Source organism: Nonomuraea endophytica (genome assembly GCF_014203235.1).
Lineage (GTDB): Bacteria > Actinomycetota > Actinomycetes > Streptosporangiales > Streptosporangiaceae > Nonomuraea > Nonomuraea endophytica.
In genome coordinates, this window is sequence record NZ_JACHIN010000008.1 from 463,577 (window position 1) to 486,585 (window position 23,009).

The following is a 23,009-nucleotide window of genomic DNA, read 5'->3' on the forward strand; positions in this document are numbered from 1 at the left end:
TTCTGCCGCTCCACGACGTCTCCTACAAAATGGTGGTCAACTTTGAAATAGAAGTCTACTCTCAAAATTATGGAATTCCCGAAGACGTTCACGAACCGCCCCGAGCTGCCCCTCACCCGCGTGGCGTCCTACGACGGCCACCCCGGCTGGCTGGTCACCCGGCACGCCACGGTCAGGCAGGTGCTGGCCGACCCGCGTTTCAGCGCCCGGCAGGAGCTCCGGCGCCCGATGTTCAGGCCGGTGCGGGTCAACGGGCCCCGCGAGCCGGCCGCGCCCGGCTGGTTCTCCGCCATGGACGCGCCCGAGCACACCCGCTACCGGCGCCACCTGCACACCTGGTTCAGCGCCCGCAACCTCAGGAGGCTCGAGCCCCGGGTCACCGAGATCGCCCGCGAGCTCCTGGACGCCATGGACGACCCGGCCGACCTGGTCCGCGACTACGCGCTTCCGCTGCCGTCCCGGGTGATCTGCGAGGTCCTCGGCGTGCCGTACGCCGACCACGAGTTCTTCGAGGCCGAGACCGCGATCGTCGCCGCCTACGAGCCGGAGTCCGCCGGGGCCGCCATGATCCGGCTGGCCGCCTACATGCGCGAGCTGGTCGAGCGCGGGCCGGAGGACGGCGTGCTGGCCGAGCTGATCGAGAACGGCAGCGGCCTCACCCACGAGGAGCTCGCCAACATCGGCCTCGGCCTGCTGACCGCCGGGCACGAGACGACCGCGCACATGATCTCGCTCGGCGTGCTCGCGCTGCTGGAGCATCCTGACCAGCTCGCCGCACTGGCCGCCGATCCGGACCTGATGGACCCGGCCGTCGAGGAACTGCTGCGCTACCTGTCGATCCTGCACCTGGGCGCGCCCAACCGGGTCGCGCTGGAGGACGTGGAGCTCGACGGGGTCGTGGTCCGGGCGGGCGAGACGGTGACCGTCAGCCTGCCCGCCGCCAACCGCGACCCCGAGGTGTTCACCGGCCCGGAGCACCTCGACCTCGCCCGCCCCGAGGCGCGCGAGAACCTCGGCTTCGGCCACGGCGCCCACCTGTGCCTCGGCCACAACCTCGCCCGGATGGAGATGGCCGTCGCCTACCGGGAGCTGTTCGCGCGCCGGCCCACGCTGCGGCTGGCCGTACCGTCTGAGCAGGTCGTGCTGCGGACGGACGCGGTGGTGTTCGGCGCGGTCAGCATCCCCGTGACCTGGGACTAGAGGATCGCGAGCGGGTTGAGCGGGCTCGCGGTGCCCCCCTCCAGCCGCAGCGGCGCCGCGACGAACACGAAGTCGGTACGGCCGGCCGCCGCGAGCTCCTCCAGCCAGAGCATCTCGACGAGGTGGATGCCGTGGCGGTGCAGCAGGATCAGGTGGAGATCGTCCTCCAGCTCCTCGTCGGCGCGCTGGTGCTCGTTCAGCCCGCCGATAGCCGCGTTGTCGCAGGCCACGACGGCCACGTCGCGCGCGGCCAGCCACCGCCCCGCGTCGGCGGACAGGCCGGGCTGCCCCGACCAGTACTCGTCGGGCGAGCGCCCCCACACCAGCGGCCACCCGGTACGGATCACCGCCACGTCACCGGGCGAGACGTCCGCGACGGCGGCCAGTTCCTCCGGCGTGATCCGGTGCCCGGCGAGCAGGTGCTCCACCCCCAGGTGGCGCGGCACGTCGAAGAGCACGCCCTTCGCCACCACCCCGCCCACCTGGTCGATCCCGCACTTCTTGGCCCCGTAGGAGCGGACTTCGGCGGCCGGGTGCCCGTTGTACAGTTCGTCGCCCGACCACATGTGGCACAGCGCGTCCATGTGGGTGGTGGTGCCGTGCGCGGAGACGATAAGCGCGTCGTCGGCCATCCGCAGGCCGGCGCCGACCGGCCGGGCGCCGGCGGCGAAGTCGGCGCCGTCGATGGACATGTAGTGCTGCGGCAGCGGCCTGCCGCGCAGGTGGGGGCCGCGGCGTCCGATCGGGGCGGCCAGGCTGACCACCTGGCCGGTGACGGCGGCGCGCAGCGCGCTCAGGACGGCGGGGCCGTTCAGGAGGTTGAGAGTGCCGCGCTGATCGTCTGGGCCGAAGCGGCCCCAGTTGTTAGGCTCGGAAACCAAGTAAGCGCTTCCTTTCATGCGGAGGTCTGATGCACTGCGATCCCCGGTTCTCGCGGGTGCGCGAGGTGTTCGAGCGGCAGTTCGCCGACGGCGAGGAACTTGGGGCGGCCTTCGCCGTCTACCTGGACGGCGAACTCGTCGTGGACCTGTGGGGCGGCGCCGCCGACCGGCACACGGGCCGCGCGTGGGAGGCGGACACGCCCGTCTTCGCCTACTCCTGCACGAAAGCGCTGACCGCCGCCGTCGCGCTGAGCGTGATCGACGACGTCACCGCGCCCGTCACCCGCTTCTGGCCGGAGTTCGCCACGCCGGAGACGACCGTGGAGCATCTGCTCACTCACCAGGCGGGGCTGCCGGTGATCGAGGATCCGGTGCCCGTCGAGTCGTTCGAGGATCTGCCCGCCATCGCCGCCCGCCTCGCGGGCCAGCGCCCCATCTGGCAGCCCGGCACCGCCCACGGCTACCACGCGCTGACCTACGGTTTCCTGGTCGGCGAGGTGGTGCGCCGGGTCACCGGCCGTTCGATCGGCTCGCTGGTGGCCTCGGAGATCGCCGGCCCGCACGCCCTGGACCTCTGGGTGGGCGCCCCTGACGACGTGATCGACCGCGCCGCCCGTCTCACCACCCGCCCCCCATCCGGTACGGCTCCCGCCGCCTCCGGTACGGCTCCCGCCCCCGCGATGCCCCCCGACACCCCCGCGTCCCAGGCAGCCCTTGACCCGGACAGCCTCATGAACCGCGCCCTCGGCAACCCCGGCATGAACCTGCTCAAAGGCGGCGCCAACCACCCCGTCGTCCTGCGCGCCGGCTGGCCCGGGGCTGGCGTGGTCACCACCGCGAAGGGATTGGCCGGCTTCTACCGCACCCTGATCGCCGGCGACCTCCTCCCCCAGGACCGCCTCAAGGACGCGCTGCGCCGCCGCGTGGAAGGGCCGGACCGGGTCCTGCTCATGGACAGCTCGTTCGGCCTCGGCTTCTCCCGCCCCTCGACGACCTTCCTCACCCCGCCCAAGGCGGTGGAGGCGTTCGGCCACGGCGGCCTGGGCGGCTCCCTGGGCCTCGGCGACCCGGCGCGCGGCCTGGCCCTGGCCTACGTCATGAACCGCCTGGCCGGCAGCATGACGGGCAGCCTGCGCGCGTACCGCCTGACCGAAGCCGTCTACGCCTCCCTCTGACGGGCTCACTGCATGGTGATGCCGCCGCTCACCGACAGCGTCTGCCCGGTGATGTAGGCGGCCCGATCGGTGCACAGGTAGGTGACCAGCCCGGCCACGTCGGCCGGTTCGCCGAGGCGGCGGAGCGGGATGCTCTTGGCGATCTTCTCGACCAGGCCGGGCTTCTCCTCCGCCACCCGGCGCAGCATCGGGGTGTCCGTCGGCCCTGGGCAGACCACGTTGGAGGTGACGTTGCCCCGCGCCGCCTCCCTGGCCAGCGTCTTGGCCAGGCCGAACAGGCCCGCCTTGGTGGCCGCGTAAGCGCCCTCGCCGCCGGAGCCGGCCCGCGCGCCGTCCGAGGAGACGAACACCAGCCGACCCCACTCGCGCTCCAGCATCCCCGGCAGCAGCAGCTTGGTGAGCAGCATGGGCGCGCGCAGGTTGACCAGCCACATGAGGTCCCAGGCGGCCGGGTCGCTGTCGACGAACGGCTCCACGATCGACACCCCCGCGTTGTGCACGAGGATGTCCACCGCCCCGACGCCCTCGCAGAACTCGGCGACGGAGTTGGCGTCGGCCAGGTCCACCCGGCGCGCCTCCGCCCGTCCTGGCCCCTCCGACCAGGCGGTCCCTCCGGAGTCCACGACCCACGGGAACGTGTGCGCCAGTTCGGCCGCCACCTTGTCCGCCGTCTCCTGCTGGACGTCGGCCACGACCACGTGCGCGCCGAGCGACACGAGATCCGCGCAGATGGCGGCCCCGATGGCCCCGGCCCCGCCGGTCACCACCGCCCGCCGCCCATCCAGCCGCAGTCCTTCCATCTCCCTCACCTCTTCCGCTCAGGAGCACCGCCCCACGCCGCGACGAGGTCCGCGGCGCTCACGCGGGTGGCCAGCAGTCCCAGTGTGTGCTTCAGTACGGCCGCCGCATAGTCGTCCGGCACCCCCGCCACCGCGTCCCTGACCACGCTCACCCGGTAGCCGAGGTTGACCGCCTCCAGGGCCAGGCCGGGGATGCCGAGGTTGAGCGAGACCCCTGTCGCCACGACGGTGGTGACGCCGAGGGAGCGCAGCGTCGTGTCCAGCGAGGTGCCGGTGAACGGCGAGAAGCCGTGGTGGCGCCGGTTCTCCAGGTCGCCGGGGGCCATCAGCCCGTCGAGCACCTCCACGGCCGCGGTGCCCTCCAGCATGTGCCCGGGGTCGCGGAGCAGTCCGGCGATGAACGGGCAGTTGTCGGTGTGCGAGCCGGCCCGGTCGGCGCGGAAGGCGGCGGTGCAGTGGATGACGGGTATCCCGGCGGCCCGTGCGGCGTCCAGGACGGCCGTGGTGTTCGCGACGACGTCGTGTTTGTCGCAGGCGGCGACCAGTTCCGGAAATTTCGTGAGATCGCCGATGACACCCCGCTGCATCTCCATCACCAGCACAGCCGTTCCGCCCATCCAGACCTCCAGCCAAGCGCTTGCTTGTCTCGGAGCCTAACATCACGCGCGCGGGGAACGTCAGTCCCGCGGCAGCGGGGAGGACGGGGCGTCCTCGTCGCCCACCACGCGCTTGATCGCCACCCACAGACCGTAGGGATGCCCCCGCACCGGCAGCGGCCCGGCGCCCGGGTCCGACCGCAGCTCCTTCACCAGGGCCACGCACATCAGCATCATCACCACCACGAACGGCAGCGCGATGATGATCGTGGCCTGCTGCAGCCCGGTCAGGCCGCCGGAGATCAGCAGGACCACCGCCACCGCCCCGATCAGCACGCCCCACACGATCACCAGGGGCCGCGGCGGATGCAGGGAGCCGCGGGTGGACAGCGAGCCGAGCACGAGCGAGGCCGAGTCGGCGCCGCTGACGAAGTAGAGCGCGATGAGGACCACGGCCACGACGGTGGTGACGGCGGCCAGCGGCAGGTCGTCCAGCAGGGCGAACAGCGCGGCCTCCGAGCCCTTCGCGATGGCGGGGGCGAAGTCGGCGGTCCCGGCGCGCTGCATGGTCAGCGCGCTGCCGCCGCTCACGCAGAACCACAGGACGCTGACCGCGCTCGGCACCAGCATGACGCCCACGATGAACTCCCTGATCGTGCGCCCGCGCGAGATGCGCGCGATGAACGCGCCGACGAACGGCGCCCACGACAGCCACCACGCCCAGTAGAAGATCGTCCAGGTGCCCAGCCACTCCTTGCTGGTGAACGCGCCGGTCCGGGTGGACATGGCGATGAGGTCGGACAGGTAGCCGCCGATCGAGGCGGGAACCAGGTCGAGGATGGCGACCGTGGGGCCGAAGACGAAGATGACGAGGGCCAGCGCCAGCGCCAGGTACACGTTCACGGTGCTCAGCCACTGCACGCCCCCGTGCACCCCGGTCGCGGCCGAGATCACGAAGCACAGGGTCAGCACCACGATGATGATCACCTCGGCGCGCCGGCCGCTGAAGTCGAAGAGCTCGTTGAGCCCGTACTCCACCTGCAGGGCGCCGAGTCCGAGGCTGGTGGCGGTGCCGAAGACGGTGGCGAGGATGGCCAGCAGGTCCAGGACCCGGCCGATGCCCTTGCGCCGGCCGAACAGCGGCTCGAACGCGGCGCTGAACTGGTTGCCGCGCCCCTTGCGGAACGTCGAGTACGCCAGCGCCAGGCCGGTGATCGCGTAGATGGCCCAGGGGTGCAGGGTCCAGTGGAAGAGCGTGTACTCCATGGCCGTGCGCGCGGCGTCGGCGGTGCCCGTCTGGACGCCGATGCCGGGCGGCGGCTTGAAGTAGTGGGTCAGCGGCTCGGCGACGCCGTAGAACATGAGGCCGATGCCCATGCCGGCGGCGAACATCATCGCCATCCAGGCCAGCGTGGTGAACTCGGGGGTGTCGTCGTCGCGGCCGAGCCGTACCTTGCCATAGCGGCCGGCGGCGAGCACGAGCGCGAGCACCAGGAAGAAGTCGGCGGCCACCACGAACACCCAGCCGCAGTTGGCCAGGACCCAGCCCAGGGCGCTCTCGCCGACGGCGTTCAGCGACCCTGCGGAGACGGCGCCCCAGATCACGACGCCGAGCAGCAGGACCACGGCGATCGTGAACAACGGGACATCGGGCTTGTGCGTTCTCATTACGCAGCGTCATACCCCAATAACGGAGGGCGAAATATCGCGTCGCGTGACAACCGGAACGGTGGGTGAGACCGTCGAACCGGAGACGGCTGTGTTATGGGGGTTCGTTTTGGTCCCTGGTTACCGCGAAGTTCGCCAGCTCGGCGCCGGCCGCACCGGCCGTGTGTTCCTCGCCACCTACCAGGCCACCGGCGCCTATGTGGCGATCAAGTACCTGAACGCCACCCTGCGCAGGGACGACGAGTTCATGACCCGCTTCCGCGCGGAGTCACCCAGGCTCGTCGAGATCGACGATCCGAACGTGGTCACCTTTTACGAGTATGTCGAGACCGGCACCAGGGCCGCGGTGGTCATGGAGGTGGTCGACGGCGTCTCGCTGCGCACGCTGCTGACCGAGCACGGGCGTACCAGCCCCGAGGCGGCGCTCGTGCTGCTCAAGGGCACGCTGCTGGGGCTGGCCGCGGCCCACGAGAAGGGCGTGGCGCACCGCGACGTCAAGCCGGAGAACGTGCTCGTGCAGGCCGACGGCGCCGCCAAGCTGGCCGACTTCGGCGTCGTGGTGCACGCCGAGGAGCCCGGCGTGCCCGCGGGCAGCCCGCCGTACATGTCGCCCGAGCTCTGGACCCACGGTACGGCCGGCATCCCCGCCGACCTGTACGCCGCGGCCTGCCTGCTTTTCGAGTGCGTGAAGGGGCGGCCGCCCTTCCGTGCCGACGACATCGCGGCCCTGCGTGACAAGCACCTGGTGGAGCCGGTGCCGGTGGAGGTCGTCCCGGACACGCTGCGGGATCTGCTGCGGCGCGGGCTGGCCAAGGACCCGGCGGTGCGCTACGCCTCGGCCCGGCAGTTCGCGGCCGAACTGGAGGAGGACGCGGTCGCCGGGTACGGGCCCGGCTGGGAGCAGCGGGGCCGCCGCCACCTGGCCGAACTGGCCACGCTGCTGGCGCTGCGCTTCCCGCTGGCCAAGCCGGACGCCGACGCCTCCCCCTCGGGCGCGCCGGAGGCCCGCCGCGAGCGCCGCAAGGTGACGCTGCCCCGGCTGCCCCCGCACCTGTGGGTGGCGGGCGGAGCCGTGGTCGCGGTGCTGATCGGGCTCATGCTGTCGGGCGGACGGCTGCCGCCGGGTCCGGGCATGCTGCTCGTACCCCCGGACGACGCCCCGCAGGGCGTGGCGCAGAGCCCCGCGACCTCCGCCAGGAAGCCCGGCTCCACCCCCGCGGCCTCCCCTCCCCCGGCCTCCCCGAAGACCTCGCCGACCGGCCGGCCGGCGCGGACCGCCACCCGCGGCGTCAGCCCGCCCGGCGTGCCGACCGACGCGCCGCCGCCCACCCCGCCCGCGTCCACCCCGCCGCCGACGCCGACCGCCGTCCCGACGCCCACGGCGACGGCGACCGGCGGAGGGCTGCCGCGCACGTCCGTGCGGTCGGCCAGCATCATGGGCTGGAGCGGGTCGGCCGGAGCGGTGCGGGTGGCGGCCTCCGGAGCCGGGCCGGTGCGGCTGACGGTCTCCTACACGCGGCGCGACGACGGCGAGAGCTCCCGCGTCGTGCACAAGGAGACGACCACGCTCAGCGGGCAGACCTCCTACACCTCGGGCTTCACCCGCGACCTCGGGGACGTGGGCTGCGGCGAACGCGCGTACTTCGGCGTGGTGGTCCTGACGACGCCGGCCGCCGCGAACGGGCCGCAGGTGAGCGAGGTCGCCATGGACGGCCCGGCCTGCCCGCCGGCCTCGCCGTCGGCCTCACAGTCGTCCTCGTCGCCGTCTCGCGGCGCGGCCTCGCCCCCCACCCCCTCTTCCTCGCCGTCGCCGTCCGAGGCTCTTGTTGACTAACCAAGCGTGCGCTAGCTTGGCAAGCGATGAAGCATGCCACCGTCTGCACGTTCACCGTGGTGTACCGCTCGTTCGTGCCCGAGTTCCGGGGGCGCGAGCCGTACGTGCTGGCCTGGGTTGACCTGCCCGACGGGACCCGCGCGTTCGGCCAGGTCATCGACTGTCCGCCGGACAGCGTGCGGGTCGGGATGCCCGTCCGGATGACCCTCGTCGACGACCTACCCCAGTGGAGGCCAGCGTGAAGCTCGGCAACGTGTTCATCCCCGTCAAGGACCTCGACGCGGCGATCGCCTTCTACGGGCTGCCGGTCAAGTTCCGCGACGGCGACCGCTTCGCCGCCCTCGACGGCGGCGGGGTCACGCTGGCACTCGCCGCTCCGGCCGAGCACGTCACCGACGCCTGCGCGCCGTCCTACAAGGTCGATGACGTACGGCGGGCCGTACAGGATCTGGAAGCCCGCGGCGCGACCGTCATCGCGCCGCCCGCGGCCGGTCCCCACGAGATCAGGGCGGTCCTGCGCGACCCCTCGGGCAACGTCTTCGTGCTGTACACGTCCCTCTGAACCGGAGGCCTCCCCCCATGGCGCGATCACCCTACGGAAACTACGGCCACGCGATCCTGACCGCCGGCGCGCTGCGCACCCCCGACCGGGTCGCGCTCACCTACTGCGGCGAGCAGAGCTTCACCTACGACCAGCTGAACCGGATCGTCAACCGCCGCGCCCACGCCCTGCTGGCCGCCGGCATCGAGCCGGGCCAGCGAGTCGCCGCCCTGCTCAACGAGACGCTCCAGGTGGCCGAGGTCTACCTCGCCCAGGCCAAGATCGGCGCGATCACCGCCGCGCTCAACCCCTACTGGCCCGTCGAGACCCTCCAGGCCGTCGTCGAGCGCTCCGGCTGCACCGCCTTCGTCTACGACTCCACCGTCGCGGAGGTCGTCGAAAGGATCCGCCCTGACCTGCCCGCCGTCACCACCTGGATCAGCGCGACCGACCTCCAGCACGACGACGAGAGCGAACCCCCGCTCGGCGGCCACCACGACGACCCGCTCGCGCTCTACTACACCTCGGGCACCACCGGCCTGCCCAAGGCGGTCGTCCACACGCACGCCTCGTCGCTGGCCACCGCCCAGATCTGGCTCGACGTCCCGCGCGCCGACGACTCCGTCTTCGGCACCGGCGCGATCATCTGGGGCATCGGCTTCCCCGCGATCGTCGGCCCGGCCCTGTACGCCGGGATGCGCCTCGTCCTCGAACAGGACTGGGGCCCGGCCAACTTCCTCAAGGTCGTCCCCCGCGAGAAGGTCACCCACGTCTCCCAGATCCCCTCCTTCTACGCGGCGCTGCTCGGCGGCGACGACCACACCGGCGTCGACCTGTCCTCCCTTCGGGTGATCATGCTGGGCGGCGAGCCGCTGACCGCGCCCATGCTCCAGAAGATCAAGGAACGCCTTCCGGAGGCCGGGGTCTACTCCTACTACGGCCAGACCGAGGCCCCCTACACCTGCATGGGCCGCGTCGACGACGGCTCCACCCCGCTCGGCGCCTCCGGCCGGGCCCGCACCGGCAACGCCGTGAAGATCACCGGCCCGGCCGGCGAGCGGCTCGTCGGGCAGACCGGCGAGATCAACCTGGCCGGACCGCACCGCATGGCGGGCTACGACGGCGAGCCAGGTCAGACGGCCGACGTGCTGCGCGGCGACTGGTACGTGGGCGGCGACCTCGGCTCCCTCTCCGCCGAGGGCGTGCTGCAGGTGCTCGGGCGGCGCGAGGACGCGATCCTGAAGTCGGGCCAGTGGACCCAGCCCGCCACCGTCGAGGAGGCGGCCGCCGCACTCGACGGGGTGGCCGAGGCCGGGGCCGTCGGCGTTCCCGAAGGTGCCTCCGAGCAGCGCGTCCTGCTGGCGGTCGTGGCGCGGGCCGGGCATTCGCTGGAACCGGCGAAGATCGCGCTCGCCCTGGCCGACACGCTCGCCCCGCACCAGCGGCCGGACACGATCGTGGTCGCCGACACGCTGCCGCACTTCCAGGACGCCTCCGGCGGACCCGGCAAGCTGCTGCGCCGCGAGATCCGCGAGACCTACGGACACCTGGTGGAGCACGGTGACCCAGCCTGACCCCGCGGTTTCAGAGTTCGAGGCCAAGGCTCTTCTGGCGGCAGCCGGCGTGGCGGTGCCGCGGGGCGTCGTGGTGCGGGACGGTGACTTCTCCGCCGCCACCGGGCTGGCGGCGCCCCTGGTCCTGAAGGGCGTCGGTCCGCTCCACAAGTCCGACGTCGGCGCGGTCCGCCTCGGCCTCACCCACGCCGACCTGCCCGCCGAAGCGACCGCCATGACCGCCCGAGCCGACCTCGACGCCTACCTCGTCGAGGAACAGGCCGCCCCCGGCATCGAACTGATCGCCGGCCTCGTCCACGACCCAGGGTTCGGCCCGGTCCTGCTGACCGGCCTGGGCGGCGTCTTCACCGAGGCACTCCGCGACACCGCCCTGCGCCTCTGCCCGATCACGGAGTCCGACGCGCGCCGCATGCTGGCCTCTTTGCGCGGATCGCCCCTCCTGTACGGCTATCGCGGCGCGGACCCGGTGGACGTGGACGCGGTGGTCAAGATCCTGCTGGCGCTGGGCGGAGCGGGCGGCCTCTGGGAACGTCTGGACCTGGGCGAGTTCGAGCTGAACCCGATCATCGCCACGCCCGGCGGCGCCGTCGCCGTGGACGCCCGCTACATCCTCGGCCGTCACGCCTCTCTCCCGAGTCGCCCCGTACCCGACCTTCTGCCGCTGTTCGAGCCCAACGCGGTCGCCGTGGTCGGCGCCTCCACCACCCGACCGAACTTCGGGAACATGTTCCTGGAGTTCTACAAGGCCGCCGGGACACCCGTCGTGGCCGTCCACCCCACGGCCGAGGAGATCGCCGGGGTGCCCGCCGTGCCGTCGCTGGACGCCGCCGACGTCGACTACGCCCTCGTCGCCGTGCCCGCCGCACGATGTCCCGACGTGGTACGGCAGGCGGGCCGCGTGCCGTACGTGCAGGTGATGAGCGGCGGCTTCGGCGAGACCGGCGCGCACGACCTGGAGGCGGAGCTGGTGTCGGCGGCCCGCGCGGCCGGGACGCGGCTGCTCGGGCCGAACTGCATGGGCGTTTACAGTCCGCGGGGCCGCCAGACGTTCGTGGGCGGCGGGCTGGGCGAGCCCGGCGGCATCGCGCTGATCTCGCAGAGCGGCGGGCTGGCCGGAGAGGTGATCAAGGTCGGTGAGCGCCGGGGGCTGCGGTTCAGCCGCGTGGCCACCGTCGGCAACGCGGCCGACGTGACCCCGGCGGAGATTCTGCGCTGGCTGTCGGCCGATCCGGAGACCGCGGCCGTGGGCTTGTATCTGGAGGATCCGCGCGACGGGCGCGCCCTCTTCGAGGCGGTGGCCGGTTGCCCGAAGCCCCTGGTCATGCTGGTGGGCGGGCGCAGCGCGCAGGGACGGCGGGCCGCCGCGTCCCACACCGGCGGCCTGGTCGGCGACGGCCGCATCTGGCAGGCGCTCGCCGACCAGACCGGCACCACGCTCGTCTCCAGTCAGGACGACCTGATCGGCGTACTGTCCTACTTCCAGTCGCACGCGCGCCGCCTGCTGTTCGGTGACGCGGGCGGGGTGCTGGTGGTGGGGCCGAGCGGCGGGGCGAGCGTGCTGGCCGCTGACGTGCTCGATCGGGCGGGGCTGCGGCTGGATCCGCTGGCCGACAACGTCACCGACGAACTGCGCGCTCTCGGGGTCGGGGTCGGCAGTTCACTGGCCAATCCGCTGGAGATCCCGGTGGGGCCGCGAGGGCGGGCCGAGCTGGTGCGTGAGGTGGTGGGGGCGATCGTGGGGCGGCAGCCGTACCTGGACGTGGTCGCGCACGTGAACGCGCAGAGCTTTTTCACCTACGGCACGCGGGCGGAGCCCTTGCTCGAATACGCGCGGGCTTTGGCGGCGGCTCAGGAAGACGTGCGGGCGCGGGTGACTTTGGTCGTGCGGAACGCGGAATGCGCGCCGGACGGGGTCGAAGAAGAGGTCAGGCGGATCGTCGCCGTCGCGGGGATCCCGGTTTATCGGTCGATGGAGGCGGCGGCCGTGGCCGTCGCGGCTGGAGGGCGTCATGGGACTGCTTGACGGGAAAGTGGCGCTGATCACCGGCGGCGCCCGCGGAATGGGCGCCTCTCATGTGCGCCTGTTTCTGGAAGAGGGCGCGCGGGTGGTGTTCGGGGACGTGCTCGACGACGAGGGAAAGGCGCTCGCGGAGGAGACCGGGGCGATTTACGTCCGGCACGACGTGACCAAGCCCGAGGAATGGGCGCGGGCCGCCGACGCCGCCGTGGAGGCCTACGGGAAGCTGGACGTGCTGGTCAACAACGCCGGGATTCTCAAGTTCCGGCGGATCGCGGACATGGCGCCCGAAGAATTCGACCGGGTGGTCGACGTCAATCTCAAAGGCACCTGGCTCGGAATCAAAACCGTCATCGAGCCGATGCGCGCAGCGGGCCGGGGGGCGATCGTCAACATCTCCTCGATCGAAGGATTCATCGGGGCGGCCGGGCTTTCCGCTTACGCCGCCTCGAAATTCGCCATCCGGGGAGTGACGAAATCGGCGGCCCGGGAGCTGGCGCCGTACAAGATTCGCGTCAACTCCGTCCACCCGGGAGCGATCAACACACCCATGGCGCTGGACCCGGACATGATGAACGAGGTCGACGCCGATTCCTTCGTGAAATCCATGGTCATCAAGCGTTTCGCCAAGCCCGTGGAAGTGTCGCACCTGGTGGCGTTCCTGGCCTCGGACAAGGCGTCGTACTGCACGGGCAGCGAATTCACCGTCGACGGCGGGCTCACCACCGGCGCCGGCTACTGAACCACGATCAGGTACGGCGGCGCCGCGTCCGGGTGGCCGCCACCGGATCGACCGCGGTCCACGTGGCGGCCAGCTCGACCGAACGGGCGCGCCCCGCGTGGATGTGCCGCAACACCTGGTCGGCGGCGGCGTCGGAGTCGTGCGCCGCGATGGCCTGATACAGCTCGTGGTGCTCGGCGCACTGCTGTTCCGGGTCATAGTGCGTGAGCCGGAACAACCACCTCAGCCGTGCCTCCAACGGGCGCATCATGTCGACCAGGAGCGCGTTGCCCGACAACGCCACCACCGCGGTGTGGAACGCGGCGTTGGCCAGCGCGATCGCCCGCGCGTCCCGCCTCCGGGTGGCCTCGTCCGCCTGATCCAGTACGGCCCGCAGCGCCGCCAGCCCGTTCCCGTCAGCCCGCTGAGCCGTGAGCCGGGCGGCCAGGACCTCCAGGCTCTCCCGCACGTCGAAGAAGTCCGCCACGTCCTGCGGGGTGAACGGGCTGACCAGCACCCCCTGCCGCGGCACCAGCACCACGAGCCGCTCCGCCTCCAGCCGCCCGAGCGCCTCCCGCACCGGCACCCTGGACACCTCGAGCTCGGCGGCCAGGTCCCGCTCGATGAGGCGCTGCCCGGGGTGCAGGTCACCCTCGATGATGCGCTCTTTGAGCGTGGCGTAGACGGTCTCCCTGGCCGTGGACATGCCCCAACCCTACGGTCTCCCCCTGCCCACCCTCCCCGGACAGACCAGCCCCCAAGAACACCCCGACGGCCGACAACCCAAGCCCGCAAGGCGACACCCCAAGCCCCTTGGCAGGGCGACAGCCCAAGGGCGCAGACCCAAGGGCACAAGCACGTGGGCCCTGACCCGTGGGCGGGGGGCCGAGGGCGCGGACCCAAGGGCGCAGGCCCGAGGACCCCGACCCGAGTGCGGGAGCCGGGGGCGCGGGCCGAGGACCCCAGGGCGCGGGGCCGAGGACGGGGACCCGAGAGCGGGGACCCGTGGGCGCCGTGGGGGTTGGGGTCCGAGGGCGGGGGGCCGAAGGGCGGGGACCCGTGGGCGCCGTGGGGGTCCGAGGGCGGGGCGGCTTCGCGCAGAGCAACCACCCAACGGGCGCTAGAGGCCACCGGCGTGCCGAAGGGCGGGAGCCCAGAGTGTCCGGGAGCCCAGAGTGTCCAGGATGCCGGGGTGTCCCCGGGGTGGGGTGTCTGGGGGGTCGAGTGTCCGGGATGGCGAGGTGTGCGGGGGCGGGGCAGGTTAGGGGAGGGGGGCTGGGTGGGTGGTCCAGCCTGTGGGGGTGATGAAGAGGCCGGTGGCCTCGACCAGCGGGGTGCCGTCCAGGGCGGTGATCTGGCCTTCCGACCAGGACTTGCGGCCTTCGGCCCGGACGTGTTCGGCCCTGGCCAGCAGGGGCGTGCCGTACGGGACCGGCTTGCGGTAATGGACGGTCAGGGAGGCCGTCATCCCGGCCGCGCCCGCAGCGGCGGCGGCCTGGCCGAGCAGGTGGTCGAGGATCATCGCGCTGATCCCGCCGTGCACGGATCCGGGCGGGCCTTCGTGCATGGGCCGGAAGGACAGCCGCGCGTGTACGGCGGCGCCGTCGCGTTCGACGACCAGGGGCAGGGCGTGCGGGTTGGCGCCGCCGGTGACGGCGTTGCCCAGGTGGCGCAGGCTGCCGTCGGGCCCGATCTCGAACGGCCGCGGCGTGTCGCGGGTGACGGCGCGCAGGCGGGCGGTGGCCTCGGCGAGCATCGCGGTGACGGCGGTGAGCTCGGGTTCCTGGACATCGGTCAGGGCGGTGGCGTCCATCAGGTCGCGGACCTGCGCGGACAGCTCGCAGAGCGCCTGGAGCCGGGCTTCGACGGGGGCCGCCTCGATCGTCATGACCAGCAGCATACCGAACTATATTCGGTAGATCTTTTCCCCCTTTCCCGGCGATTTCGGGAAATTTCTGGCAGCCTCCTGACCTGCGGTTTTGCCGTCGAGCTGCACTTGGCGCTTTCTTGGCTCATGCTTGACCTGGCCTTTTGGCGAGGTAGCCTCACTCCTCACGGAAGACAACAGCCCCCCACTGTCGTCACTAGCGTCCCGGGTTGCTCCCTCGTACCCGGGCTGCCCGGAAGGTCCGCAGCACGTACATGACGCCAGAGATGAAGAAGTTCATCGACCTGCTGGAGAAGGAACTCGGGTACTCCGAGAAGGCCGATGCGTACACCAAGTTCGGCGACTGGTACGGCAAGAACATCGAGTTCGACGCCGACTACAGTTCGGCACCTTGGTGCGACATGTACCTCTCCTGGGCGGCGGCCAAGCTGGGCTACGAGGACTGGGTAGGGCAGTTCGCCTGGACCGTGGCGCACGCCGAGTGGTTCCAGGAGCAGGGCGCGTGGGGGAAGACGCCCAAGCCGGGCGCGTTCGTCTTCTACGACTGGCGCGGCGGCAACGACGTCGACGGCATCGACCACGTGGGCATCGTGACCCGGGTCGAGGGCGACACGATCTACACGATCGAGGGCAACATCGACGGCGGTGTCGCCAAGCGCAAGGAACGCGACACCAGCAAGGTCGTCGGCTACGGCTATCCGGAGAAGATCAAGGCCCGCCTCGACAAGGAGGCCGCGCGCAAGCGCGAGGAGCAGGAGGCCCAGGAGGTCAAGGCCTCGACCGGCCAGCCGACCGACGGCGACGGCATCCCGGATCAGGGACTGACCGCACTGATCCCCCAGACGGCCCCAGAACAGGCGCACGCCCCCCTGTCCGCCCCTTCACCCCAGAAGACCGCAGAAAGCCCCGCAGCGCCCAAATCCGGCGCGAACCGGCCCACTGAGGCGCGGCCCGAGACCGCCAAGCCCGGCGTCGCCAGCACGGCCCCGGAATCCGGCAAAGCAGTCAAGAAGGGCAAGCACGCCAAGCCCGCCACCGCCGACACGAACGCCGCCACCACCGCGCCGCTGCCCGTGATCGTGGACCCCAAGCCCGCCGACTCGACCACCGCCCTGGGCACGCCCGCGTTCATCGGCTCGGCCCTGATCGCCGCCCTCGCCGTGCTCGCCGTCGCCAAAACCCGCCAGCTCCGTGTACGGCCCGCCGCAGCCACCCCGGCCAAGCCCGCCCCCAAGCGCGGCAGGCGCCGCCGCCCCCGCCGCGGCCAGATCGCCCTGGTAACCACCTCCGAGGTCACCCTGGCGACCGAGGCGGCCCCGGTCGCGGAAAAGCCGCTGGACCTGACGTTCGCCGGCCTGGAAACCGCCCCGGCCAAGCTGGGCGCCGAGCTGCCCCTGCGCGCCGGCGCGATCCTGGACCGCCCGATCGACGAGGTCAGCGCCCAGATGGAGGCCACGGCCAACGCCCTGGAAACACGGCACCCGGCGGTGGACACCCCGCAGCTCCCCCTGGACACGCGGCAGCCCGCCGTGGACACCTCGCACTACGTGTTCTCCGAGGACACCGGCGCGCTCCCCCGCATCTTCGACAAGCCCGAGCCCAACCTCGACCTCGACCGGCTCACCGCCAAGGCCCTGGAGAACCTCGACGCCGCCACCGCCCGCGCCGTCGAACCGTTCGACCCCTTCACCCCACGCGCACCCGCGCCGAAGAAGACCGGCTCCTACCACGGCCGGCGCCGCCGCTCCGAGCTCCCCACCGAGCTCGACACGGCCTTCGCCCAGAACGCCCAGTACGCTCCGGCCCGTGGACGACGCCACCGCGCCACCGCCCACGCGACGTTCGTCGGCGACATCCTGGACACCCCGGAGGCGTTCACCCAGGAGGCCCCGCTCCGCGGCCGCCGTCACCGCCGTACGGAAGCATCCCGCCGCGTCAACGCGTGACGCCTCAGCGGGGAAGCAGGCCGTAGGCGGCGGCGAAGGCGGTCAGCCCGCTCACGGCGTCCCGCGTACGCGACCACGGCCGCACGATCAGCCGGTCCACACCCAGGGCGGCCCAGTCGGGGACCTCCTCGGGTGACGCCAGTTGGTAGGCGTGCACGGTCACGGAGAAGTCCCGGTCAGCAGGCGGCCGCAACGCCTTGAGCTGGGGCCGGACCGACTCCAGGGTGTGCGGCATGCTGATCCACCCGTCCCCCAGCGTCCGCGCCCGCCGCAGCGCCGCAGCCGACTCGCCGCCGCACAACACCGGCAGTCGCGCCTGCACGGGCTTGGGCTCGAAGGCCACCTCGGGAAAGTCGTAGAAACGCCCGGAGTAGCTGACGACCGGCTCGCTCCACAGCCGCCGCGCCACCGCGAGGGCTTCGTCCAGCCGGGCGCCGCGCTCGGCGAACGGCACCCCGGCCGCCTCCCACTCCCCCCGGTACCACCCGGCGCCCACCCCGCACACGGCCCGCCCGCCCGACACCACGTCGAGCGTGGCGAAGGCGCGCGCCGACACGAAGGGGTGCCGCAGCGCGAACAGGTGCACCGCCGTCCCCAGCAGCACGTGCCGCGTGCAGGCGGCCAGGAAGCACAGATAGGCGGGCGCGTCGAACAGCGGTGTCGCCGGCCTGATCCCGGGGTTCGCGCCGCCCGGGTAGGTGGCCGTGGACAGGTCGGTGGTGAAGACGAGGTGCTCGGGCAGCCACACCGACTCGAACCCGAGCTCGTCGGCGGCCACCGCCACGTCCTTCCAGGCGGCGGGGTGGATGAGGCCGAGCGGCACGCCGTACTTCATGGGAACCTCGCAGCCCCGGGCAGTTCGGCGCGGACGATCGCGCGGTGCTCGGCCGCGCCGCCGTACGCGGCCGACAGCGACCAGGCCCGCGCGAGCCAGAAGCGCAGGTCCAGCTCATAGGTGTAGCCGATGGCGCCGTGGACCTGCAGGGCGGTGCGTGCGGCGAGCGCGGCGGCCTCGCTTGCCGCCGCCTTGGCCGCGCTGACGTCGCGGACGGCGCTGGGCCGCTCCAGCGTGAGGGCCGCCCGGCTCACCAGCGGCGCGGCGAACTCGATCGCGATCGCCACGTCGGCCAGCATGTGCTTGACCGCCTGGAAGCCGCCGATCGGGCCGCCGAACTGGGTGCGGGCGCGGGCGTAGCCGACCGAGGTGTCCAGCAGGTGGCGGGCCACCCCGATGAGCTGGGCGGCGGTCGCGACGGTGGCCCTGGGCAGGGCGGCGGCCCAGGATCCGGGCAGTTCGTCGGAGCCGGTCAGGCTCACCTCGAACATCCTGCGGCAGGGGTCGGCGCCGGGGGCGGGCGCCAGCCGTACCCGATCACGGGTGGTCACGCGCGGACCCATCACGACGAGGTCGGCGAGGTCGGCGTCGGGCGCGAGTCCGTCGTGGGCGGCGCTCACGGTGAGCGCGCCGAGCTTGGTCAGCTCGGGCAGCCCCTTCAGCAGGTACGGCACCGCCACGGCGGTCTCCACCACCGGGCCGGGCAGGCACGCGCGCCCGGTCTCCTCCAGCGCCGGGACCAGGTCGATGAGTTCCAGACCGAGTCCGCCGGCCGCGTCGGGCACCAGCGCGGTGAAGAAGCCGGTGGCGGCCAGTTCGGCCCAGCCGGGGACGCGCTCGGTGCGGAGGGCTTGGGGCGGGCAGTGGGCGCGAAGGACGTCCCTGACCGTGGCGGCCAGGGCGAGCTGGTCGTCGGTGAAGGCGAAGTTCATCGGGGCAGCCCCAGGACTCGTTCGGCGATGATGGAGCGCTGGATCTCGTTGGTGCCGGCGTAGATGGGCCCGGCCAGGGCGAACAGGAAGCCGTCGTGCCAGGAGGTGGCGGCGGCTCGTTCGCCGAGCAGTTCCATGGCGAGCGTGTGCATGCGCAGGTCGAGCTCGGACCAGAAGACCTTGCCCATGCTGGTGGCCGAGCCGATCTCCGCGCCCTCGGTCAGGCGGCGGGCGGTGGCGAAGGTGTGCAGTCGGTAGGCCTCGGCGTCGATCCAGCAGCGGGCGGCCCGGTCGGCGAGGACGGGGTCGGGCGCGGCGAGCCGCAGGAGGCGGTCGGCGGTGGCCAGGAAGCGGCCGGGGCTGCGCAGGGCGAGGCCGCGTTCGGAGGAGGTGGTGGCCATGGCGATGCGCCAGCCCTCGCCGGGTTCACCGAGGACCATGTCGTCGGGGACGAACACGCCGTCGAAGTGGAGTTCGGCGAAGCCGTGCTCGCCGTCGAGCTGGGCGATCGGGCGGACCTCGACCTCGTCGAGGGGGAAGAGGAAGTAGGTGAGGCCGCGGTGCCGTTCGCCGGAGGTGCGGAAGAGGCCGAAGCCGTGGGAGGCGTAGGCGGCGCGGGAGCTCCAGGTCTTGTGGCCGTGCAGGCGCCAGCCGCCGTCTACGCGTTCGGCCCGGGAGGTCAGGGCGGCCAGGTCGCTGCCCGCCTCGGGTTCGGACCAGGCCTGGGCCCAGACGTGTTCGGCGGTGGCCATGCCGGGGAGCCAGCGGGTGCGCTGGTCTTCGGTGCCGAAGCGCATCAGGGTGGGGGCGAGGAGGAAGATTCCGTTCTGGGTGACGCGGCCCGGGGCGCCGGCGGCCCAGTACTCTTCCTCGAAGATCAGCCATTCGATCAGTGAGGCGGCGCGCCCGCCGTACTCGATGGGCCAGGAGACGACCGACAGCCGTGCGGCGGCCAGCTCGGCCTCCCACGCGCGGTGGGCCGCGAAGCCGTCGCTGGTGTCCATGGACGGCAGCGCGGCGGGCACGTGATCGGCCAGCCAGCCGCGTATCTCGGTGCGGAAGTCCTGCTCGGCCCGGGTGAAGTCGAGATCCACACTGCCCAACCTAGCGCACGCTTGGTTCTGCGGCCAGGAGGGCACGACACGGAGCCAAGCGCTTGTTACGATCCGGCCATGCTGCTCGACGGCAAGATCGCGATCATCACCGGCGCCGGCCCCGGCCTGGGCGCCACGCTCGCCGGACTGATGAGGGAGGAGGGCGCCGAGGTCGTCGCGGCGGCCAGGACCGGGCGGCCGGTCCCCGGCGCGATCGCGGTGGCCGCCGACGTCACCGTGCCCGCCGACATGCGCGGGCTGGCGGCCAGGACGCTGGCCCGGTTCGGGCGCATCGACGTGCTGGTGAACGCGGCCTTCCCGGGCACGCATCGCCGCAATGTCCTCGACATGTCCCCAGATGACCTCAGATCGTGGCGCGAAGCCGTTGATATCGGGACTTATGGGACTTTAGTGGCTTGTCGCTACATCGCTCCGCACATGGTGGCCCAGGGGTCGGGCTCGATCGTCAACGTCACCTCCATGTCCTCCCGCAAGGGTTACGCCGGCCGTTCCGACTTCGCCGTGGGCAAGGCGGGCGCCCATCTCTTATCCCATTGCCTGGCCGACGAGCTCGGGCCCTCCGGGGTCCGGGTCAACTGCGTGGCTCCGGGCTGGATCGCCAGTGACGTGCTGGACGACTGGATGCGTACCAGAGCCGAATCCGAGGGTGTGACCTTCGAGGAGATCCGCGAGCGGGACCTGCGGGCCATGGCCCTGCGCCGCATCGCGACGGAGGAGGACGTGGCGCGGGCCGTCATCTTCCTCGCCTCCGACCAGGCCGGCGCCATCACCGGCGCCACGGTCGACGTGAACTCGGGGCAACTGTTCACGTAACGTGCGGACGTGCCGTTCTTCGATGCCCTGTCCGCCGTGCTGCCTCCCGGCCGGATCGTCCGCGACCCCGACGTCATCGCCGCCTCCTCCCGCGACCAGGCCGCCTGGGCGCCGCAGGGGCGCGCCGCCGCGCTCGTGCGACCCCAGAACCCCGAGCAGGTACGCGCGGTGGTGGCCGTCTGCGCCGAGCACCGGGTCCCGGTGGTGCCCCGCGGCGCCGGCACCGGCCTGTCCGGCGGCGCCAACGCCGTCGACGGCTGCGTGATCCTGGCCATGGAGGGCATGGACCGCATCCTGGAGATCGACGCCGCCGAGCAGATCGCGGTCGTGCAGCCCGGCGTGGTCAACGACCGGCTGCGCGCTGCGGTGGCCGAGCACGGCCTGTGGTACCCGCCGGACCCGGCCAGCTCCCCGTGGTCCACGATCGGCGGCAACGCCGCGACCAACGCGGGCGGCGTCTGCTGCGTCAAGTACGGCGTGACCCGCGACTACGTGCTCGGCCTCCAGGTCGTGACCGGCACCGGCGAGTTGGTCAGGCTCGGCCGCAGGACCAGGAAGGGCGTGGCCGGCTACGACCTGACGGCGCTGTTCGTGGGGTCGGAGGGCACGCTCGGCGTCATCACCGAGATCACCGTCAGGCTGCTGCGCCTGCCGTCCGGCGCGCCGACGACGGTCGTGGGCGCGTTCGACTCGCTGGTCGCCGCGGGCCGGGCGGTCGCCGCCGTGGCCGCGAGCGGCGTCACGCCCGCCGCGCTGGAGCTGGTGGACCGCTACTGCCTGCGCGCGGTGGACGACTGGAAGAACATGGGCCTGGCCGACCTCGGCGACGTGCTGCTGCTGGGCCGGATCGACAGCGGCAACGAGCGTGAGGCCGCCGAGCTGCAGCGCTGCTTCGACACCGCCGGCGCGGGCTGGAGCACCCGCTCGACCGACGCGGAGGAGGCCGAGGCGCTGTTCGCCGCGCGCCGGCTCGCCTACCCCGCGCTGGAACGGCTCGGCCCGGTGCTCACCGAGGACGTCTGCGTCCCCCGCGGCCTGGTGCCCGAGATGCTGGCCAGGATCGAGGGCCACGCGAAGGCGCACGACGTGCACATCGCCAACATCGCCCACGCCGGCGACGGCAACCTGCACCCGCTGATCGTGGTGCCCGCCGGTGACGACGACGCGCGGGACCGCGCGCAGCGGGCGTTCGAGTCGATCCTCGACGACGCGATCGCGCTGGGCGGCACGGTCACCGGCGAGCACGGCGTCGGGCTGCTCAAGATGCGCGGCATGCACGCGGAACTCGGCCCCGAGGTGCTGGCCCTGCACCGCTCCGTCAAGGCGGCGCTCGACCCGGCGGGCATCTTCAACCCGGGCAAAGTGCTCTAGAAGGTGATCACCGTGCGGGCCACGGCGCCCTGACGGGTGTGCTCGACGGCCTCGTTGATCCGCTCCAGCGGGAGCCGTTCGCTGATCAGTCCGGACAGGTCGAGGCGGCCCTGCTGGGCGAGGGCGGCGAGCATGGGCAGGTCGCGGTGGGGCGCGCTGTCCCCGCCCTGGGTGCCCATGAGGCGGCGGGAGGCGAAGAGCAGGCCGGGCTCGATCTGCGCGGGCCGACCCTGGGGCGGGCTGCCGACCATCACGGTGGTCCCGCCGGGTGCGGTGGCGGCGAAGGCCGAGGCCAGGACGCCGGGGACGCCGGTGACGTCGAAAGCGTGGTCCACGCCGCCGCGGACGATCTCGGCGACCTGCGCGGGCAGATCCGCGGGGATCAGCGTGTGGGTCGCGCCGAAGCGCTCGGCGAGCTTGAGCTTCTGCTCGGCCACGTCGGCGGCGATGATCGTGGTGGCTCCGGCGAGGACGGCGCCCTGGATGACGTTCAGGCCGACGCCGCCGCAGCCGACGACGAGGACGGCGGCGCCGTGCTCCACCCGGGCGACGTTGAGGACGGCGCCGACGCCGGTGATGACGCCGCAGGCCAGCAGGCACATCGCGTCGAAGGGGGCGTCTTTTGCGATCTTCACGCAGGCGGCCTCGCGCACGACCGCGTACTCGGCGAAGGAGCCGATGCCGATGAAGCGGCGGGTCTCCACGCCGTCCAGGTGCACGCGGGGCGGGCCGCCCATGATCGTGGCGATGCGGTCCGGGCCCGAGCACAGGTGGAAGCGGCCGGCGCCGCAGGCCGGGCATCTGCCGCACGGGCCGCTCATCGAGACGACCACGTGGTCGCCGGGCTTCACCGCGCTCACGCCCGCGCCCACGCTCTCCACGATTCCGGCGCTCTCGTGACCGAGGATGAACGGCAGGCGCGAGACGACCGGGCTCTTCCCGTCGATGGCCTTGAGGTCGGAGCCGCAGACGCCGGAGGCCTTGACCTGGACGCGCACCTCGCCTGGTCCGGGGTCGGAGATGTCCGCCTCGTGGATCTCCATGGGCTTGCCGTACTCGGTCAGGACGGCCGCGCGCATCAGCATGCGCCGACCGTATCAAG

General features: G+C 72.4%; 21 protein-coding genes. 11 read left to right on the forward strand and 10 right to left on the reverse strand.

The annotated features are described in order from the left end of the window. The first annotated feature begins 69 nt into the window (after nucleotides 1–69). Complete coding sequence (locus tag HNR40_RS29955; protein ID WP_184967155.1) at nucleotides 70–1,200, forward strand: cytochrome P450; 1,131 nt, start codon at nucleotides 70–72, stop codon at nucleotides 1,198–1,200. On the opposite strand, the gene HNR40_RS29960 is transcribed toward HNR40_RS29955, so the two are convergent. After that, nucleotides 1,197–2,081, reverse strand: coding sequence for a cyclase family protein (locus tag HNR40_RS29960; protein ID WP_184967157.1), 885 nt, complete (start codon nucleotides 2,079–2,081; stop codon nucleotides 1,197–1,199). The two genes, HNR40_RS29955 and HNR40_RS29960, sit on opposite strands and share 4 nt — an antisense overlap. Nucleotides 2,082–2,110: 29 nt before the next feature. On the opposite strand from HNR40_RS29960, the gene HNR40_RS29965 reads away from it, so the two are divergent. Further along, the gene (locus HNR40_RS29965) at nucleotides 2,111–3,256 is read left to right on the forward strand and encodes a serine hydrolase domain-containing protein (RefSeq protein ID WP_184967159.1); all 1,146 of its coding nucleotides are present in this window, start codon (nucleotides 2,111–2,113) and stop codon (nucleotides 3,254–3,256) included. A 5-nt stretch (nucleotides 3,257–3,261) separates the two neighbouring features. Here the strand turns inward: HNR40_RS29965 and HNR40_RS29970 are convergent, their stop codons facing one another. The 3 genes from HNR40_RS29970 to HNR40_RS29980 are packed head-to-tail and all read right to left on the reverse strand — an operon-like array spanning nucleotide 3,262 to nucleotide 6,320. Then, nucleotides 3,262–4,056: an SDR family NAD(P)-dependent oxidoreductase gene (locus HNR40_RS29970; protein ID WP_184967161.1), complete on the reverse strand. Its 795-nt coding sequence runs from the start codon at nucleotides 4,054–4,056 to the stop codon at nucleotides 3,262–3,264. A gap of 5 nt (nucleotides 4,057–4,061) precedes the next feature. Next, nucleotides 4,062–4,673: a cysteine hydrolase family protein gene (locus HNR40_RS29975; protein ID WP_184967163.1), complete on the reverse strand. Its 612-nt coding sequence runs from the start codon at nucleotides 4,671–4,673 to the stop codon at nucleotides 4,062–4,064. Between the two features lie 60 nt (nucleotides 4,674–4,733). Then, complete coding sequence (locus HNR40_RS29980) at nucleotides 4,734–6,320, reverse strand: BCCT family transporter (RefSeq protein ID WP_184967165.1); 1,587 nt, start codon at nucleotides 6,318–6,320, stop codon at nucleotides 4,734–4,736. A gap of 109 nt (nucleotides 6,321–6,429) precedes the next feature. On the opposite strand from HNR40_RS29980, the gene HNR40_RS29985 reads away from it, so the two are divergent. The 6 genes from HNR40_RS29985 to HNR40_RS30010 are packed head-to-tail and all read left to right on the forward strand — an operon-like array spanning nucleotide 6,430 to nucleotide 13,028. Beyond that, nucleotides 6,430–8,154 carry a serine/threonine-protein kinase gene (locus HNR40_RS29985; RefSeq protein ID WP_184967167.1) on the forward strand — a complete coding sequence of 575 codons (1,725 nt, stop codon included), beginning with the start codon at nucleotides 6,430–6,432 and terminating at the stop codon, nucleotides 8,152–8,154. Nucleotides 8,155–8,180: 26 nt separating this feature from the next. Beyond that, complete coding sequence (locus HNR40_RS29990) at nucleotides 8,181–8,396, forward strand: Zn-ribbon domain-containing OB-fold protein (RefSeq protein ID WP_184967169.1); 216 nt, start codon at nucleotides 8,181–8,183, stop codon at nucleotides 8,394–8,396. Beyond that, complete coding sequence (locus HNR40_RS55140; RefSeq protein ID WP_312896558.1) at nucleotides 8,393–8,716, forward strand: VOC family protein; 324 nt, start codon at nucleotides 8,393–8,395, stop codon at nucleotides 8,714–8,716. The genes HNR40_RS29990 and HNR40_RS55140 overlap by 4 nt, the downstream gene beginning before the upstream one ends. A 17-nt stretch (nucleotides 8,717–8,733) precedes the next feature. Further along, the gene (locus tag HNR40_RS30000; protein WP_184967173.1) at nucleotides 8,734–10,269 is read left to right on the forward strand and encodes a class I adenylate-forming enzyme family protein; all 1,536 of its coding nucleotides are present in this window, start codon (nucleotides 8,734–8,736) and stop codon (nucleotides 10,267–10,269) included. Next, a complete protein-coding gene (locus HNR40_RS30005) occupies nucleotides 10,256–12,292 on the forward strand; it encodes an acetate--CoA ligase family protein (protein ID WP_184967175.1) in 2,037 nt (678 codons plus the stop codon). The genes HNR40_RS30000 and HNR40_RS30005 overlap by 14 nt, the downstream gene beginning before the upstream one ends. Continuing rightward, nucleotides 12,279–13,028, forward strand: coding sequence for a glucose 1-dehydrogenase (locus HNR40_RS30010; protein WP_184967177.1), 750 nt, complete (start codon nucleotides 12,279–12,281; stop codon nucleotides 13,026–13,028). The genes HNR40_RS30005 and HNR40_RS30010 overlap by 14 nt, the downstream gene beginning before the upstream one ends. A 7-nt stretch (nucleotides 13,029–13,035) precedes the next feature. On the opposite strand, the gene HNR40_RS30015 is transcribed toward HNR40_RS30010, so the two are convergent. Beyond that, a complete protein-coding gene (locus HNR40_RS30015) occupies nucleotides 13,036–13,713 on the reverse strand; it encodes a GntR family transcriptional regulator (protein ID WP_184967179.1) in 678 nt (225 codons plus the stop codon). A 555-nt stretch (nucleotides 13,714–14,268) separates the two neighbouring features. Continuing rightward, nucleotides 14,269–14,895, reverse strand: a complete 627-nt coding sequence (locus HNR40_RS30020) for a PaaI family thioesterase (RefSeq protein ID WP_184967181.1) — start codon at nucleotides 14,893–14,895, stop codon at nucleotides 14,269–14,271. Nucleotides 14,896–15,161: 266 nt separating this feature from the next. Between HNR40_RS30020 and HNR40_RS56590 the strand changes: the two genes are divergently transcribed. Continuing rightward, a complete protein-coding gene (locus HNR40_RS56590; RefSeq protein WP_184967183.1) occupies nucleotides 15,162–16,841 on the forward strand; it encodes a CHAP domain-containing protein in 1,680 nt (559 codons plus the stop codon). 4 nt (nucleotides 16,842–16,845) lie between these two features. On the opposite strand, the gene HNR40_RS30030 is transcribed toward HNR40_RS56590, so the two are convergent. From HNR40_RS30030 to HNR40_RS30040, 3 genes are read right to left on the reverse strand one after another with little or no spacing between them, the layout of a single operon-like run. Beyond that, entirely contained in the window at nucleotides 16,846–17,676 is an 831-nt protein-coding gene (locus HNR40_RS30030) for a TIGR03619 family F420-dependent LLM class oxidoreductase (protein ID WP_184967185.1), read from the reverse strand. Continuing rightward, entirely contained in the window at nucleotides 17,673–18,608 is a 936-nt protein-coding gene (locus HNR40_RS30035; protein WP_184967187.1) for an acyl-CoA dehydrogenase family protein, read from the reverse strand. The genes HNR40_RS30030 and HNR40_RS30035 overlap by 4 nt, the downstream gene beginning before the upstream one ends. Next, nucleotides 18,605–19,702, reverse strand: coding sequence for an acyl-CoA dehydrogenase family protein (locus HNR40_RS30040; protein WP_184967189.1), 1,098 nt, complete (start codon nucleotides 19,700–19,702; stop codon nucleotides 18,605–18,607). The genes HNR40_RS30035 and HNR40_RS30040 overlap by 4 nt, the downstream gene beginning before the upstream one ends. A 78-nt stretch (nucleotides 19,703–19,780) precedes the next feature. Between HNR40_RS30040 and HNR40_RS30045 the strand changes: the two genes are divergently transcribed. Further along, nucleotides 19,781–20,536 carry an SDR family oxidoreductase gene (locus HNR40_RS30045; protein WP_184967191.1) on the forward strand — a complete coding sequence of 252 codons (756 nt, stop codon included), beginning with the start codon at nucleotides 19,781–19,783 and terminating at the stop codon, nucleotides 20,534–20,536. Between the two features lie 9 nt (nucleotides 20,537–20,545). Continuing rightward, nucleotides 20,546–21,907 (forward strand): FAD-binding oxidoreductase, encoded by a 1,362-nt coding sequence (locus HNR40_RS30050; protein WP_184967193.1) that lies wholly within the window; start codon nucleotides 20,546–20,548, stop codon nucleotides 21,905–21,907. Here the strand turns inward: HNR40_RS30050 and HNR40_RS30055 are convergent. Continuing rightward, complete coding sequence (locus HNR40_RS30055; RefSeq protein ID WP_184967195.1) at nucleotides 21,904–22,992, reverse strand: alcohol dehydrogenase catalytic domain-containing protein; 1,089 nt, start codon at nucleotides 22,990–22,992, stop codon at nucleotides 21,904–21,906. The two genes, HNR40_RS30050 and HNR40_RS30055, sit on opposite strands and share 4 nt — an antisense overlap. Between the last annotated feature and the right edge of the window lie 17 nt (nucleotides 22,993–23,009).

What these genes read in the sequence shown, in the direction of transcription:
- HNR40_RS30020 (WP_184967181.1), bottom strand. Translation starts at nt 14,895, where the DNA reads ATGACGATCGAGGCGGCCCCCGTCGAAGCCCGGCTCCAGGCGCTCTGC.
- HNR40_RS30055 (WP_184967195.1), bottom strand. Translation starts at nt 22,992, where the DNA reads ATGCTGATGCGCGCGGCCGTCCTGACCGAGTACGGCAAGCCCATGGAG.
- HNR40_RS30035 (WP_184967187.1), bottom strand. Translation starts at nt 18,608, where the DNA reads ATGAACTTCGCCTTCACCGACGACCAGCTCGCCCTGGCCGCCACGGTC.
- HNR40_RS29980 (WP_184967165.1), bottom strand. Translation starts at nt 6,320, where the DNA reads ATGAGAACGCACAAGCCCGATGTCCCGTTGTTCACGATCGCCGTGGTC.
- HNR40_RS30015 (WP_184967179.1), bottom strand. Translation starts at nt 13,713, where the DNA reads ATGTCCACGGCCAGGGAGACCGTCTACGCCACGCTCAAAGAGCGCATC.
- HNR40_RS30030 (WP_184967185.1), bottom strand. Translation starts at nt 17,676, where the DNA reads ATGAAGTACGGCGTGCCGCTCGGCCTCATCCACCCCGCCGCCTGGAAG.
- HNR40_RS29955 (WP_184967155.1), top strand. Translation starts at nt 70, where the DNA reads ATGGAATTCCCGAAGACGTTCACGAACCGCCCCGAGCTGCCCCTCACC.
- HNR40_RS29965 (WP_184967159.1), top strand. Translation starts at nt 2,111, where the DNA reads ATGCACTGCGATCCCCGGTTCTCGCGGGTGCGCGAGGTGTTCGAGCGG.
- HNR40_RS30000 (WP_184967173.1), top strand. Translation starts at nt 8,734, where the DNA reads ATGGCGCGATCACCCTACGGAAACTACGGCCACGCGATCCTGACCGCC.
- HNR40_RS29990 (WP_184967169.1), top strand. Translation starts at nt 8,181, where the DNA reads ATGAAGCATGCCACCGTCTGCACGTTCACCGTGGTGTACCGCTCGTTC.
- HNR40_RS29975 (WP_184967163.1), bottom strand. Translation starts at nt 4,673, where the DNA reads ATGGGCGGAACGGCTGTGCTGGTGATGGAGATGCAGCGGGGTGTCATC.
- HNR40_RS30010 (WP_184967177.1), top strand. Translation starts at nt 12,279, where the DNA reads ATGGGACTGCTTGACGGGAAAGTGGCGCTGATCACCGGCGGCGCCCGC.
- HNR40_RS29970 (WP_184967161.1), bottom strand. Translation starts at nt 4,056, where the DNA reads ATGGAAGGACTGCGGCTGGATGGGCGGCGGGCGGTGGTGACCGGCGGG.
- HNR40_RS30045 (WP_184967191.1), top strand. Translation starts at nt 19,781, where the DNA reads ATGCTGCTCGACGGCAAGATCGCGATCATCACCGGCGCCGGCCCCGGC.
- HNR40_RS56590 (WP_184967183.1), top strand. Translation starts at nt 15,162, where the DNA reads ATGAAGAAGTTCATCGACCTGCTGGAGAAGGAACTCGGGTACTCCGAG.